Here is a 14,616-nt window from a genome sequence, read left to right as displayed (position 1 = left end):
TGGAGCTATGCCCGAAGCAGCGGCTTATCGCATCATGCGCAAAATTCATGAAAAATGCGCAATAATGGAGCCGCTCGGTTGCCGCACTGAACGCGAACGGTAAAGCGTGACACCAATCACGGGAGATAAAATGTCCGATACCATATCGCTGCCGACCGCAGATGACGTGCTGCGTGGCGTGGACCTGACAGGACGCACTGCCGTCGTAACTGGAGCATCCTCCGGCGTCGGCGTGGCCATTGCCGCAGCGCTTGCCGGTGCGGGAGCCGAGGTAACGCTGGCGGTGCGCGACATGGCCGCTGGACGGGACGTATCAGAACGCATCGCCGCTTCGCGAGGAGTGGCACCCCCTGCTGTCGAACAGGTTGATCTCCTTTCAATGGCCTCTGTCCGCGCCTTCGCCGAGCGTTGGCGCAGTCGGCCGCTCGATCTCCTCATCAACAATGCCGGGCTGATGGGCCCGCCGCTCACGATGACTGAGGATGGCTTCGAAAGCCAAATGGCCGTCAACTATTTCGCGCCGTTTCTCCTGTCAGAGCTGCTTCTGCCATCTCTGGCAGCAGCGAGGGAAGGAAGCGGGATCGGCCGGGTAGTCATCGTCTCTTCAGGGTCCCATCAGTTGGCGACTTTGGATACCCACGACCTCAATTATGAGAGGCGTGCCTATGACAAGTTCGAGGCCTATGGCCATGCCAAGCTGTGCGCCAACCTGCTTGCCGTCGAATATAGCCGTCGCCATGCGGATGTGGGCGTGACGATGAATGCGGTCACGCCGGGTGGGGTTGAAACCAAACTGGGCCGGCATGTCACCTTTGAAGACGCGGTCAAGCTGGGTTGGGTCAATGAAGACGGCTCATTGCCGCAGGGCCGCATGAAGACGGCGGATGAAGGCGCGGCAACTCCGGTGTGGGCCGCTGTCGCACCAGAGCTGGAGGGCCAAGGGGGACTGTATCTCGAAGATTGCGCCATTGCGCCGATCTGGGCTCCGCCGATGCCTTCGGGCTGGGGCGTGTCCGCCTCTTCGCTTGATCCGGATGCGGCCCGCCTGCTCTGGCAGGTAGCTGAAGATTTGCTCAGGAGCGCCATGCCCGTGCGCAGTAAATGCTGACCGAACCGCTGCGCAACCGCCTCCCCGCGAGGCCGTCATGACAGCATCAGAAGCCATAGAAGCGTGCCGGATTATCGACGAGAATGCGGTTGCGCACCGTTTCGTCAGGCACCCATTCGGCTAGCAGGTCGAGCAGCCCCGATACCGTAGGCATGGGCCGCCACTGCGCGACATGGGGCCAATCCGATCCCCAGACGCAGCGATCGGGCGCGGCAGCGACCAGCGCCTGGGCGAAGGGGATGGAATCGCGATAACCGGGCTGTTCCGACATGCGGAAGGCGTCCGAAATCTTGACCCATCCGCCATCCGCGACCATCTGCACCAGCGTCTGGAAACCCGGATGATCGACGCCAGCCTCATAGGGTATGTGTCCCATATGATCGATGATCCACGGGGCACGAAGACGAGCTATGCGCGGGGCGAGGTCCACAAGGTTCCGCCCGTCGAGCAGGAACTGAAGATGCCAGCCTATTTCACAGGCCAGCGCGTCGAACCGCTCCAGATCCTTGAAACCTATGCCCCCACCGTACAGACCCGCGCCATCTCGGATGAAATCGTTGAGGCGAAGGCCACGCACGCCCGCCTCATGCGCCCGCGCATATTCTGCCTCGGGCAGGTCAGCGGGCATCACTGCAACGCCGCGCAATCGTGCGCGATGTGCCGACAGTGTCTCATGGAGCAGCCGATTGTCCGTTCCATGCACGCTGACCTGGATAAGGACGCCCTTGGCGAAACCCACAGCATCCAGCATCGCGAGATAGGCCTCGGCGCTCGCAGGCGGCGGGGTGTAGGACCGTTCCGCCACCAGCGGATATTCCGGCGGCGCGCCGATGACATGGCAATGCGTGTCGATCGCGCCTTCAGGCATCACGAAACGGGTTGGCGGGCCCTGCTCAGCAGGCGGGCCGGGGCATGGGCGGGGCTGCTCGGTCTCTGTCATATGGCTGCTCCGTCCGTGCGGTAAAGATAGTCCGGCCCAAGCTCATCCAGCGAGTTGGTCCCCAAGAGGGCCATGTTGCGGTCGATTTCCGCACGCAGCAGCCCGATGGCGTGGCGCACGCCCGCTTCCCCGTGAACCGCCGCAGCATAGAGGAAAGGCCGTCCAATCAGAACCATGCGCGCCCCCAAGGCGATCGCCTTCAATATGTCGCTGCCCCGGCGGAACCCGCTGTCGATCAGGACCGGCATATCGCCTGCTGCGGCGACGGCGGCGGGCAAGGCATCAAGCGTCGCAATCGCCCCGTCGAGCTGCCGCCCGCCATGATTGGACAGGATGATTGCATCCGCCCCAACGCTGCGCGCCAAGCTGGCATCTTCCGCGTGCAGCAATCCCTTGATGACCAGATTACCACGCCAGCGGTCACGAATGTGCCTGATCCCGTCCCAGGTCAGCCGGTCGCGCTGTCCGAAGCTCCGCTCGACATTGCGGGCGATCACTGGCGCGCCCCGCGTCGCGCTCGAATTCTCGAACGCCGGCATGCCATGGCGGAGCAGGGTCAGCGCAAAGGTGCCGAGCAGCCAGCGGGGGTGCAGCACCCCGTCCAGCGCGAGCCGAAGCGACGGCTTGAGCGGCGTGGAGAAACGTTCGCGGATCAAATTCTCACGATTGCCCAGAACCGGCACATCCACGGAAATGACGAGCGTGCCAAAGCCTGCCGCTGTGACCCGGTCCACCACACCGTCGATCCAGTCGCGATCAGCGGGAAGATAGGCCTGGAACCAGCAGGAGGGCGAAACCGCCCGCACCTCCTCCAGCCGGATGAGCGATGTCGCGCTGAGCAGCATCGGCACATTTTCGGCGTGGGCGGCCTGTGCGAGGGCAATGTCCCCCCGCATCGCGATCAAAGCCGAAAGTCCCATCGGTGCTATGCCGAACGGAGAAGACCAGTTCTCACCGAACAGGGAGACTTGCTGCGTCCGGCCCGCCATGTCCCGCAAAGCGCGCGGGACGAAAGCGACGCGGCGCATCGCCTCCCGATTGGCCGCGACCGTCAGATTATCTTCGCATGCTCCAGCGACATAGCCGAACAGCGGGCGTGGCAAATGCGCGCGCGCAAGGGCTTCATAGTCCCCAAGGGAAAGGACGCCCGCTGCCTTCCGCTTCATTCGGGCCGATGGCTCGGCTTCCCGCCTATCCAACCCTGTCCTCCCCACCATTTCCTCGTTCCGGCATCGCGATGAAATAGCCCCCGCACTGCGCTCATAGTCATAGAACAGCTATCGCCACCTATGCCGGATCGATATGTCCGAACGGCGCGATACCTCTTAATCAATATTGCAGCTGGGCCTTCCAGACACCGCTATCCACCAGATGCTTGATCTCCTCACGCACCAGCCGAACGATGATCCGCGTCGAACGGGTCAGCTGCTCCTCGCGCGGCATGCCGAGCACCAACTGGCGGACGACGGGCGGATGGCCGATAGGCGCATAGCGCAAGATGCCAGCATCGACTTCGCGGCTCATCGATGAGAGTGGCAATACAGTATAGCCAAGACCGAATTCCACCAGCTCCTTCAGCACCAGAAAGGAGTCCGCTTCAAATCGGACATTGAGCGGAACACCGGCCTTGCGCGCCGCTGCCTCCACGATCAGCCGAAGTCCGTGCGACTGGCTGGGCAGCACGATGGGCAGCTTGACGACTTCCTGGATCGAAATCGGCGTCGCAGGATTGAGGTCGGAGGATGAGGGGCCGACAAGGACCAACTCCTCATACAATATCTCCGCCACATTCATCTGGAAATCCGAAGCCGGGCCGTACAGCAGCGCGACATCGATCTCGCCTCTTTGCAGCCAGTCGATCAGGTGCCCGGCATAGCCCTCGACGATCCGCAGCGAGATATTGGGCGCCTGCTCCGCGACACGGCGGGCAAGCCGTCCAGCCAGAATATAGCTGACCGTCGGAGGAACCCCCAGGGCGATCTGGCCGCCTCCTTCCGCCGATCGGTTGCGTATGTCGTCGAACGCCTGCCGGACCTGGCGCACGGGTCCTGCGATATGCTGCCGCAATTCCTCGCCAGCCGGCGTGAGCTGCATGCCCCTGCGATGGCGGTAGAACAGCGGCGTGCCCGCCTCTTCCTCAAGGATGCGCATCTGTCTGCTCAACGCGGGCTGAGCGATCCGCATCCTGTCCGCCGCCCGGCTGAGCGAGCCGAGCTCGGCGATTTTCAGGAAATGTTCAAGCCGCCGGAAATCCACCTGCACGCGCCTTTCTATCATGCCCAACCGACATAGCTGGACGCGTATATTGTTCCTATTGGTTTAGCAAATCCCGCAATAGGCTTTGCGAAATCCACTTCGAGGGACACATGTCAGCCATTAGCGAGACGGAAACAGGGGCACACGCCGACTCCCCCTGGGCACCTATAATCTTCGACGCCTTGCAGCAGGCGAATGTACGGCAGGTCAGCTATGTTCCGGACGCAGGCCATGCCCGGCTGATCCGCATGTGCAGCGCCGCCGAGAACATGAAGAGCATTGTCCTCACCACCGAGGAAGAGGGCATAGCGCTCTGCACCGGCGCGTGGCTGGGCGGGGAGCGGAGCGCCCTCCTCATGCAGTCGAGCGGGGTTGGCAATTGCATCAACATGCTCTCGCTGCTGGCGAGCTGCCGCGTTCCGTTTCTGACGATCGTCACGATGCGCGGCGAGTTTCAGGAATTCAACCCGTGGCAAGTCTCGATGGGCCGCGCAACGCCCGCCGCGCTTGAGATCATGGGCGTCACCACCATCCGCATCGACCGGCTCGAAGACCTCGCCCCAATGATGGCGTCCGCCGCGACCATGGCGTTCGAAAGCGATCAGCCGATCGCTATCCTGTTGTCGCAAAGCATGCTGGGAGCGAAGAAATGGCTGAAGTGAACCGTCTCCACCGCCGCCAGGCCGTGGCGGACCTGCTCGCCGATCGCAAGGATATGCTGATCGTCACTGGCCTTGGTTCCCCCACCTATGATGTCTTCGCGGCGGGCGACCATCCCGGCAACTTCTACCTGTGGGGAGCCATGGGCGGCGCGGCTTTGACCGGACTCGGCCTCGCTCTGGCGCAGCCGGAGCGTCCAGTGACGGTCGTGACCGGCGATGGAGAGCAGCTGATGGGCATTGGCGGCCTTGCAACGATCGGCGTTCAGCGGCCGAACAACCTCTCGATCGTTGTTCTCGACAATGGCCATTATGGCGAAACCGGCGGACAGATGAGCCACGCGGGCGCAGGGATCAACCTGGCCGAGATGGCGCGAGTGTGCGGTTTCACGGAATGTTTCGAAGTCACCGATGAGGCGGGCATCGCTCGGGCACGCGAAGCGATCGGCACGATCGGTGAAGGTCCGCGCCTGATCGTCATCCGCATCGTGCACGAGGAAACGCCGCGTGCCCTGCCCGCCCGCGATGGTGTATGGCTGAAGGCACGCATGCGCGAACATCTGGGCTTCGGGCCGAATTGAAGCAGCAGGTCGAGGGGAGAGTTTAATGGCTGAGGATCTGGTCCGGTTCCGCAATCTGCTGGCGGGGAGTGCGCGTGAGGCGGGTGGCGGCGAATGGCTGGAGAGCCTTGACCCCGCGACTGGCAAGCCCTGGGCTCTGATCCCGCGCTGCACCTCTGCCGATGTCGATGCAGCGGTGGAGGCGGCGCGCACCGCCTTCCGCTCGCCCGAGTGGCGTGGCCTGACAGCAACCGCGCGCGGCGCCCTGCTCTACCGCTTTGCCGACATCCTCGCGGAAGAAGCGGAACGCCTCGCGCAACTCGAAACGCAGGACAATGGCAAGCTGATCGCGGAAATGCGGGCGCAGCTTGGCAATCTCCCCACCTATTATCGCTACTTTGCGGGTCTGGCCGACAAGATCGAGGGGCAGGTCCTCCCAATCGACAAGCCGTCAATGCATGCCTTCACCCGCCGCGAGCCGCTGGGGGTGATCGCCTGCATCACGCCGTGGAACTCGCCGCTCATGCTGCTGGCGTGGAAGCTGGCGCCATTGCTGGCGGCGGGCAACACGGCGGTCATCAAGCCGTCGGAACATGCATCCTGCTCGACCCTCGCCTTTGTCGAACTGTTCGAACGCGCGGGCTTCCCGGCGGGGGTCGTCAATACCGTCACCGGCCTGCCACAGGAATGTGGCGAGCCGCTGGTCAAACATCCTGACATTGCCAAGGTCGCCTTTACCGGGGGCGAACCCGGCGGCATCGCCGTCTATCGCTCCGCTGCCGAAAATCTGAAAAAGGTCACGCTGGAGTTGGGCGGCAAGTCGCCCAACATCATCTTTAACGATGCCGACCTCGACCGGGCGGTTTATGGCGCGGTGTCGGGCATCTTCGCGGCATCGGGCCAGACCTGCATCGCGGGATCGCGCCTGTTGGTACAGCACGACGTGCATGACGAGGTGGTGGAGCGTCTGGTCGCCTTGGCCGGCACCGCTCGCATCGGCGATCCGAAGCTGACCGACACACAGGTCGGGCCGGTGACGACCCTGGCGCAGCGCGGCAAGATAATCGATCATATTGCCGGGGCTCGTCAATCGGGCGCAGAATGCGTGCTGGGTGGCGGCCTGCCTACGATTGCCGGGTTGGAAGACGGCTGGTTCGTGCAGCCCACCATCTTCACCGGCGTCAACAACCAGATGCCGATCGCGCGCGAGGAAGTGTTCGGGCCGGTGCTTGCCATCATCCCGTTCGATGATGAGGAAGAGGCGCTGTCGATCGCCAATGACAGCCCCTATGGCCTCGCTGCGGGCGTATGGACGCAGAATATCGGCCGCGCCATTCGCATGTCTGAACGCGTCGAGGCGGGCACGGTCTGGGTCAACACCTATCGCGCCGTCAGTTTCATGGCCCCGTTCGGCGGCATGAAGCGCAGCGGCATCGGACGCGAAAACGGGCAAGAGGCGATGGACGAATATCTCCAGACCAAAAGCGTATGGATCGACCTCGGCTCTCCGGTATCAAATCCATTCGTGATCCGGTGAGATCATGAAAATCACGGAAGCCTTGTCGGATTTCTGTGCCAACGTCTCGATAGCGCCCCTGCCCTCAGAGGTGGTCGAGCGCACGCCCCTTCTCCTGCTCGACCTCATCGGCAACATCGTGCGAGCGCGCAGCGAGGCGGCGGTCGCTCCGCCCCTGCTCGCCACCGTAGCCGCGATGGGCATGGGCAATGGTGCAGCCCGTGTGTTCGGCGATCGGACAGGCTATGCCCCGGCGGGTGCGGCGCTGCTCAATGGCGCGCTGGCGCATGCGCTCGACTTTGACGACACCCATGCCGCTGGGACATTGCATCCCGGCGCGCCGGTCATCCCGGCCGCACTTGCCGCAGCGGAGATTGTGGGAGCATCCGGCGCGGACATTCTAGCCGCCATCGTCGCTGGCTATGAGACTTGCTGCCGGATCGCTGTGGCACTCCCAGCGGGCGATCATTATGCCCGCGGCTTTCATCCCAGCGCGACCTGCGGCGTGTTCGGCGCTGCTGCTGCGGCGGCGCGGATATTCGGCCTTGATGCCGCAGGGATCAGCTCCGCGCTGGGCATTGCGTTGAGCCAGAGCGCGGGAAGCCTCCAGTTCCTGGCCGATGGCGCGCAGACAAAGCCGTTTCAAGTCGGATGGGCGGCGATGGCTGGCCTTACCGCTGCGACATTGGCGCGCAATGGCTACAAGGGTCCGGCAGAAGCGATCGAGGGACGCCATGGCTTTCTTCAGGGCTACGCGCCTGCGCCCAGGCCAGAGCGGGTCGTACAGGATCTCGGCTCCGTTTACGAGTTGATGCATACCGGCATCAAACCCTATCCATCCTGTCGCTACGGCCATGCCGGTATAGACGCGGTGCTGGCGCTGCGGGCGGAGCATGGATTGTTGCCGGAGCAGGTGGACAGCATCACCTACGGCCTGTCCAACGCTGGCCTGCTGCTGGTCGGCGCGCCGATCGAGCATAAACGCAATCCACGCAACATCGTGGACGCGCAGTTCAGCGCGCCGTTCGTCCTCTCCTGCGCGCTGGTCACAGGCGCGATGGAATGGGACAGCTATCAGCGGTTGAACGACCCTGTCATCCGCACGATGCTGCCCAAGGTCGACTGCATCCACGATCCGGAGATCGAGGCGGAGTTCCCAACCAACATGTCGGGGAAAATCACCATCGCGGCGCGCGGTCAGACTTTCAGCCGCAAAGTGGTCGTGCCGCTGGGCGAACCCTCCAACTTCCTCGGAACAGATAAGCTGTTGGCTAAGTTTATGGCGCTTGCCGCTCCAGTGCTGGGAGCGACCAAGGCGGACACGCTTGCCAAGGCTGCACTTGACCTGGCGTCACTGCCGGAGGTCGAAAAGCTGACGCGCCTAGCCTCATAGCCGCCCAGTCAAAGAGCCTACTTTGGCACTGGCGACCTGGCGAGCCCCTGCGCCCGCGAACAGGACTAGATTAGCGGGTTTCTACTCGCGCCCGCATCGCCAAGCCGCCCGCTTGATCAATCGCCATCAAGTCGCCACCTACACCCTCCGGTGACAGGCCCAACATAAACGGCTCTCCCGCAAAAATCGGCCGCTGCGCGCGGAAGGAGAAGCTTGAGACCTGCGCGGCTGGAGCATGGCGCAGGAAATGATCCATCAGCAATGTCGCGATGAAGGGGCCATGGACGACCAGCCCGGGATAGCCTTCCACATCCTGCGTGTAGGGCAAATCATAATGGATGCGGTGCGCGTTGAAAGTGAGGGCGGAGAAGCGGAAAAGCTGCACCGGATCAATCGTTACCGCACGCGCAATTTGCGGCGCGGGCGTCAGCGCATCGGGCGGCGGAGGAGCCCCGTTCCGCCCAGCTTCGCGATAGACGATGTCCTGCTCTTCCTCAACACAGACCTGGCCGTCCACCTTCAACAGGTGACGCAGGGTGACGAAGCGCATCCGCCCGGATCGCCCCTCTTTGTCGTTGATCGCGATCGCGCTCGTTTCCCGCTCCACTTCGCTGCCAAGCGGGATCGGCGCGAGAAAACGCACGCGGCTGCCCGCCCACATCCGGTGCGGCAGGCCATCATCCTCCCGCATCGGGTGACCGTCGGGTCCAATGCATGATTGCCGCGCGTCCGGCGGAAACAACAACCAGTGCGCAAGCGGCGGCAACTCTCCCGCCCGCCACGGCGGCCTGTCATGATCAAGCAGCGCCGCAAGCAAATGCGCCTGCCGAGCGGCGGCTATATCGGTGCGATGTTCGACCGCTCGGCTCACAGAAACTCCGCCCGGATCGCCTCATCATCGCCCCCCAAAGCCGGAACCGGCAGCGCAACCGCCTCCTCCCCATCCCATCTTACGGGCGAGGCTGGCAAGGCGACAGGTCCAGTCGGGGTTTGCGCGGTGACGCGGCGAAGCTGGCTGTGCCGCGACAAACCATCGACACCGTTCAATCGTGCCCAAGCCGTGCCAGCCGCTTCCAGCCGGGCGATCAGTGCGTCAGGCATTTCGGCTGCAAAAACACGGCCGACCATCGCGTCCAGTTCAGGACGATTGGCACTACGCAGCGTGTTGGACGCATAGCGCGGGTCCGTCGCTAGGCCTGCATCGCCCAGCACCGTGGCGCAGAACTTCGCCCATTCCCGCTCATTCTGGATCGACACCACGATCTGCGATCCGTCCGCAGTCGCAAAGGCGCCATAGGGCGCGATCGAAGGATGCTTCAGCCCAGCGCGCGACGGCGCCTTGCCGCCATAATCATAATGTAGCAGCGGCACCGTCATCCAATCGGCCAACCCATCGAACAGCGACACCGCGATGCCGCGCCCCTTGCCGGTCTGTCCCCGCTCGATCAACGCCTGAAGGATCGCAGCATGCGCATTCATCCCGCAGGCGATGTCGGCCACCGAAACCCCGACCCGCGCAGGATCATCCGCCGTGCCGGTGATGCTCGCCAGCCCGGCTTCGCACTGGATCAGGAAGTCATAGGCCTTCATTCCAGCCGCATCGCCGCTCTCGCCATAGCCGGTGATGTCGCAGGTGATGAGGCGGGGATAGCGGGCGCGCAGATCAGCCGATCCGAAACCCGATCGCGCCGCCGCGCCCGGGGCGAGATTCTGGACCAACACGTCTGCCTTGGACAGCATCCGTTCCACCAGCGCCGCGTCGGCGGGGTCTTTCAGATCGATGCGCAGCGACTGCTTGCCGCGGTTGAGCCAGACGAAATAGGCGCTTTCGCCATGCACGACGGAGTCATAACCACGCGCAAAGTCTCCCTCCGCCCGCTCAAGCTTGATGACCCGCGCCCCCGCTTCTGCAAGGCGGCTGGTGCAGAGCGGCGCGGCCACCGCCTGTTCCAGCGAGACGACCAGCAGGCCTTCCAGCACTTTTCCCATCAGAAGCTCTTCGGCAGGCCCAGCACATGCGTCGCCACATGGCTGAGGATCAGGTTGGTCGAAATCGGCGCGACCTGGTAAAGGCGCGTTTCGCGGAACTTGCGCTCGATGTCATATTCTTCCGCAAAGCCGAAGCCGCCATGGGTCTGGACGCACATGTCGGCAGCATACCATGACGCCTCGGATGCCAGCATCTTGGCCATGTTCGCTTCGGTGCCCGGCTGCACCCCCGCGTCGAACAACGCCGCGGCCCGATCCACCATGGCAGCGGCGGCGGTCGTCTGCACATAGGCGCGCGCGATGGGGAATTGGACACCCTGGTTCTGCCCGATCGGACGGCCGAAGACGGACCTGTCCTTTGCATAGGCGCTCGCGCGATCAATGAAGAAGCGCGCGTCGCCAATACATTCCGACGCGATCAGAATGCGTTCGGCGTTCATGCCGGACAGGATGTAGCGGAAGCCCTTGCCTTCCTCCCCGATCAGGTTCGCCGCTGGCACGCGCAAATCGTCGAAGAAGAGTTCCGTCGTCGCATGGTTCAGCATGGTGCGGATCGGCCGAATGGTAAGGCCGTTGCCTACCGCTTCACGCATATCGACCAGCAAGACACTGATGCCATCGGTAGGCTTGGCGCATTCCTCACGCGGCGTGGTGCGAACCAGCAGGACCATCAGGTCGGAATGTTCAGCGCGGCTGATCCAGATCTTCTGGCCATTCACGACATAGTCGTCGCCATCCCGCTTGGCGAAGGTCCTTATACGGGTCGTGTCAGTGCCGCTCGTCGGTTCGGTGACCCCGAACGCCTGGAGGCGAAGCTCACCCGACGCGATCTTCGGCAAATAGCGTGCCTTCTGCTCCTCCGACCCATGCCGCAGGACAGTGCCCATGGTGTACATCTGCGCATGGGCCGCACCGCCATTGCATCCCGAACGGTGCACTTCCTCCAACACCGCCGTTGCAGCAGCCAGCCCAAGACCCGAGCCGCCAAACTCCTCCGGGATCAGCACTGAAAGCCAACCCTCGCTGGCCAGCGCCGTCACGAACTCGGTGGGATAGCGCCGCTCAGCATCCAGTTCCTGCCAATAGGCCCCGGGAAACCGCGCACAAAGCCGGCGGATGCCTTCGCGGATGTCTGAAAACGTCTCTTCTTGTTCGGGCGCGCCCATTTCCATCCCAATCATATCTAAGCTTGCCAGCCGGTATCGACGGACAGGCCATGCTGAAAAGTACAGAAATCAAACCGAGCTATGCGAAGCTGGCATATGATCCAAATATCCTAGACGGTGGGAGGAGTGCACGCACTGATGCAGCGAGCCGGCTCATCCCCGACGCAGCGGAAGCGATGTGGCCGCCTGCTGTCGAAGTTGTAAGCGTCGCCAGGTCCAAGGATGCATCGTTCGTCATCGACGGTGATTTCAATGAAGCCTGATATCACCACCCCGCCCTCCTCGCCTTCATGAGTAAGGCTGATCTTCCCCGTGTCCGAGCCCGGCTGCCACGTCTCCGACAGGATCTGCAGTTGCCGCCCAGCCAGGTTGGATCCCACCTGACGCAAGGACACGGACCCCTTGCCAATTTCCGTGAGTTCGGAAGCCTTGTAGAAAGACTGAGGGCGGTCCGGTTCGTCCATCGCGAAAAAATCGGACAAACTGACGGACATGGCATCGAGCACGCGCTTCAAGGCGCCGATCGACGGATTGGTGCCGTTCGATTCCATCAGCGAGATGGTAGAATTGGTAATCCCAGCACGTTTGGCCAGCGTGCGCTGAGATATTCCGGCCTTTTCACGCGCACGGCGCAGGCGCGATCCGATCTCCACTTCCGACACTGAAACGACTCTCCCTGTTGAACATGTTCGATATATCGAACGTTCATCAAAGCATCCTATTGAAAATCAAGGATCTTCTTAAAAGCTGAAAACGCCTTGCGGCATGCCTGGATAAACGGTCAACATGTCAACAAATTGACGGATGATCAAATGAAGACTTTGACCAACAGCGTAGCACTCGATGCTTATTGGATGCCGTTCACGCCTAATCGGAAGTTCAAGGCAGCGCCGCGGATGCTGGTCGAAGCATCCGGCATGTATTACCGCAGCGATGACGGACGCGACATCCTCGATGGGTCAGCTGGCCTGTGGTGCGTCAACGCTGGCCATGGCCGTAAAGAGATTGCTTCAGCGGTCGCCGCCCAGTTGGAGGGCTTGGACTACGCACCAAGCTTTCAACTAGGTCATCCCCTTGCCTTCCGCTTTGCAGAACGCCTGGCCGAAATAGCGCCCGCGGGTCTCGACCGGATATTCTTCACCGGATCCGGCTCGGAATCCGTGGACACGGCGCTCAAGATCGCTCTCGCCTATCAGCGCGCGATTGGTCAAGGCACACGCACTCGGCTGGTTGGGCGTGAGCGTGGCTATCATGGCGTCGGTTTTGGCGGCATTTCAGTAGGGGGGCTGGTCAATAATCGACGCGCCTTCTCCACCCTCCATGGCGTCGATCACATGCGGCATACCCACGATCCAAGCCGCAACCTTTTCTGCAAGGGCCTTCCCGAACATGGCGCCGAACTGGCCGACGATCTGGAGCGGCTCGTCCAACTCCATGGCGCGGAAACGATCGCTGCGGTTATCGTCGAACCGGTTGCTGGCTCGACAGGGGTGTTGCTGCCTCCACAGGGCTATCTGAAGCGGCTACGCGAAATCGCGACGCGGCACGGCATCCTCCTGATCTTCGATGAGGTCATCACCGGCTTCGGCCGCCTGGGCAGCCCCTTTGCAGCCCAGCATTTCGATGTCGTACCGGACATCATGACGACGGCGAAGGGGCTGACCAACGGCGCCATGCCGATGGGTGCGGTGTTCACATCCCGCTACGTCCACGACGCCCTCATGCAGGGGCCCGAGGCCGCGATCGAGCTATTCCACGGCTACACCTATTCCGGCCACCCGGCCGCCTGCGCAGCTGGTCTTGCCAGCCTCGACATTTATCAGCGCGAAGGCCTCTTCACGCGCGCTGCGGAACTTGAAGAGCATTGGCAGCGCAATCTGCTCTCATTGCAGAATGCGCCGCACATTGCCGATATCCGGGCCATGGGCCTGGTCGCCGCAATCGAGCTTCTGCCCCGACCCGATGACCCCGGATCACGCGGCTTTGATGTATTTGTGGACTGCTTTGAAAAGGGGCTTCTGGTCCGCGCCAACGGTGACACCATCGCATTGTCGCCGCCACTCATCATCGATCGAGACCAGATCGATCGCATCACGCAAACACTCTTCGACATACTTAGAAAAACGAGGTGACGCAGTTTCGGTTTAAATCTGTTTCGGACGACATCTCCCAAGAAGCCGGGATGACGACCGTACAAGCTCGATGAAGGAGCTTCACAATGAGCGTGCAGCATCTGCCAAATACGGCGACGATCGAAGAAGCCACTGCAGTAATGCAGGAACATGGTCATGTCATTATCGATTGCCTGGTTCCTGAGTCGGTGATGGATCAGGTCCGATCGGACATGCAGCCATTCAATCCGCAGGCTCAGCTGACCGACGCAGAGTGGGGCGGGGACTATGCGCAACGGGTGGGCAAGCTGATCGCCCGATCGGCCGCCGGGCGCGATCTGGCGATGAACCCGCTGGTCCTGGGCGTGGTCAAGAATATTCTCACCTGCGCATCGACGTTCCAGATTTGCACGACCGAGATGATCTCGCTCAACCCGGGTGCTCCGGCGCAAGTCATTCATACAGATGAACTACTGTATGATGATTTCATTTTCCCCGATGACTGCATCGCCTGTTGCAACACTCTATGGGCTGTCACCGACTACACTGAAGAAAATGGTGCTACACGGATCGTCCCCGGAAGCCATGCTCGTCCGCCTGCCCATTACAAAATGGAAGACACGCTGCCGGCAGAAATGAAGCGGGGATCAGTGCTGATCTTCTCAGGCAAGCTTTGGCATGCCGGCGGCAACAACCGGTCGAATGATGTGCGTATTGCGCAGGCGATAAACTATTCCCTTGGATGGCTGCGACAAGGCGAAAATCAATATATCGCCTGCCCCCCGGAAATCGCGCGGACCTTGCCTGACGATCTGCTCAAACTCATGGGATATCAGGTCGGTCCCAAATATGGATACGGCCATGCCGGAGCGCAGGCTGATCCATTGAAAGCACTTAGGGAAAGCTGAGGGATATCTT

14 protein-coding genes are annotated in these 14,616 nt (G+C 62.2%); 7 read left to right on the top strand and 7 right to left on the bottom strand.

What is annotated here, in order from left to right; all coding sequences use genetic code 11:
- Window positions 1-130: 130 nt before the first annotated feature.
- Window positions 131-1,108 (top strand): SDR family NAD(P)-dependent oxidoreductase, encoded by a 978-nt coding sequence (locus SPHS8_RS16645; RefSeq protein ID WP_201516536.1) that lies wholly within the window; start codon window positions 131-133, stop codon window positions 1,106-1,108.
- Between the two features lie 46 nt (window positions 1,109-1,154).
- Here SPHS8_RS16645 and SPHS8_RS16640 read toward each other — a convergent pair whose 3' ends face one another.
- From SPHS8_RS16640 to SPHS8_RS16630, 3 genes are all read right to left on the bottom strand, one after another.
- Window positions 1,155-2,048 carry an amidohydrolase family protein gene (locus SPHS8_RS16640; RefSeq protein ID WP_201516535.1) on the bottom strand — a complete coding sequence of 298 codons (894 nt, stop codon included), beginning with the start codon at window positions 2,046-2,048 and terminating at the stop codon, window positions 1,155-1,157.
- Window positions 2,045-3,214 (bottom strand): alpha-hydroxy acid oxidase, encoded by a 1,170-nt coding sequence (locus tag SPHS8_RS16635; protein WP_201516534.1) that lies wholly within the window; start codon window positions 3,212-3,214, stop codon window positions 2,045-2,047. Before SPHS8_RS16635 ends, SPHS8_RS16640 begins: the two co-directional genes overlap by 4 nt.
- Before the next feature lie 163 nt (window positions 3,215-3,377).
- A complete protein-coding gene (locus tag SPHS8_RS16630) occupies window positions 3,378-4,325 on the bottom strand; it encodes a LysR substrate-binding domain-containing protein (protein ID WP_097093442.1) in 948 nt (315 codons plus the stop codon).
- An 89-nt stretch (window positions 4,326-4,414) separates the two neighbouring features.
- Here SPHS8_RS16630 and SPHS8_RS16625 point away from each other — a divergent pair, with 89 nt between their 5' ends.
- Genes SPHS8_RS16625 through SPHS8_RS16610 form a run of 4 tightly spaced genes read left to right on the top strand, consistent with a single transcriptional unit; the run spans window position 4,415 to window position 8,432 of the window.
- Complete coding sequence (locus SPHS8_RS16625; protein ID WP_097093441.1) at window positions 4,415-4,966, top strand: thiamine pyrophosphate-binding protein; 552 nt, start codon at window positions 4,415-4,417, stop codon at window positions 4,964-4,966.
- Window positions 4,954-5,544 carry a thiamine pyrophosphate-dependent enzyme gene (locus tag SPHS8_RS16620; RefSeq protein ID WP_097093440.1) on the top strand — a complete coding sequence of 197 codons (591 nt, stop codon included), beginning with the start codon at window positions 4,954-4,956 and terminating at the stop codon, window positions 5,542-5,544. Before SPHS8_RS16625 ends, SPHS8_RS16620 begins: the two co-directional genes overlap by 13 nt.
- Window positions 5,545-5,569: 25 nt before the next feature.
- Complete coding sequence (locus SPHS8_RS16615) at window positions 5,570-7,060, top strand: aldehyde dehydrogenase (protein WP_201516532.1); 1,491 nt, start codon at window positions 5,570-5,572, stop codon at window positions 7,058-7,060.
- A 4-nt stretch (window positions 7,061-7,064) separates the two neighbouring features.
- Complete coding sequence (locus SPHS8_RS16610) at window positions 7,065-8,432, top strand: MmgE/PrpD family protein (RefSeq protein WP_201516531.1); 1,368 nt, start codon at window positions 7,065-7,067, stop codon at window positions 8,430-8,432.
- A gap of 70 nt (window positions 8,433-8,502) precedes the next feature.
- Here SPHS8_RS16610 and SPHS8_RS16605 read toward each other — a convergent pair whose 3' ends face one another.
- The 4 genes from SPHS8_RS16605 to SPHS8_RS16590 all read right to left on the bottom strand — a co-directional run bounded on the left by SPHS8_RS16605 (window position 8,503) and on the right by SPHS8_RS16590 (window position 12,249).
- Entirely contained in the window at window positions 8,503-9,303 is an 801-nt protein-coding gene (locus tag SPHS8_RS16605) for an FAS1-like dehydratase domain-containing protein (protein ID WP_201516530.1), read from the bottom strand.
- Window positions 9,300-10,421 (bottom strand): CaiB/BaiF CoA transferase family protein, encoded by a 1,122-nt coding sequence (locus SPHS8_RS16600; RefSeq protein ID WP_201516529.1) that lies wholly within the window; start codon window positions 10,419-10,421, stop codon window positions 9,300-9,302. Before SPHS8_RS16600 ends, SPHS8_RS16605 begins: the two co-directional genes overlap by 4 nt.
- Window positions 10,421-11,593 (bottom strand): acyl-CoA dehydrogenase family protein, encoded by a 1,173-nt coding sequence (locus tag SPHS8_RS16595; protein WP_201516578.1) that lies wholly within the window; start codon window positions 11,591-11,593, stop codon window positions 10,421-10,423. The genes SPHS8_RS16600 and SPHS8_RS16595 overlap by 1 nt, the downstream gene beginning before the upstream one ends.
- 104 nt (window positions 11,594-11,697) lie before the next feature.
- Window positions 11,698-12,249 carry a cupin domain-containing protein gene (locus SPHS8_RS16590; RefSeq protein ID WP_201516528.1) on the bottom strand — a complete coding sequence of 184 codons (552 nt, stop codon included), beginning with the start codon at window positions 12,247-12,249 and terminating at the stop codon, window positions 11,698-11,700.
- A 150-nt stretch (window positions 12,250-12,399) separates the two neighbouring features.
- Between SPHS8_RS16590 and SPHS8_RS16585 the strand changes: the two genes are divergently transcribed.
- A complete protein-coding gene (locus tag SPHS8_RS16585; protein WP_236575230.1) occupies window positions 12,400-13,719 on the top strand; it encodes an aspartate aminotransferase family protein in 1,320 nt (439 codons plus the stop codon).
- Between the two features lie 86 nt (window positions 13,720-13,805).
- Window positions 13,806-14,606 carry a phytanoyl-CoA dioxygenase family protein gene (locus tag SPHS8_RS16580; protein ID WP_201516527.1) on the top strand — a complete coding sequence of 267 codons (801 nt, stop codon included), beginning with the start codon at window positions 13,806-13,808 and terminating at the stop codon, window positions 14,604-14,606.
- Window positions 14,607-14,616 lie beyond the last annotated feature (10 nt).

Origin of the sequence: Sphingobium sp. S6 (assembly GCF_905120495.1) — a bacterium.
Classification (GTDB): domain Bacteria; phylum Pseudomonadota; class Alphaproteobacteria; order Sphingomonadales; family Sphingomonadaceae; genus Sphingobium; species Sphingobium agri.
Note: the sequence above shows the minus strand (reverse complement) of the source record. Positions and strands in the feature narration are given on the sequence as shown.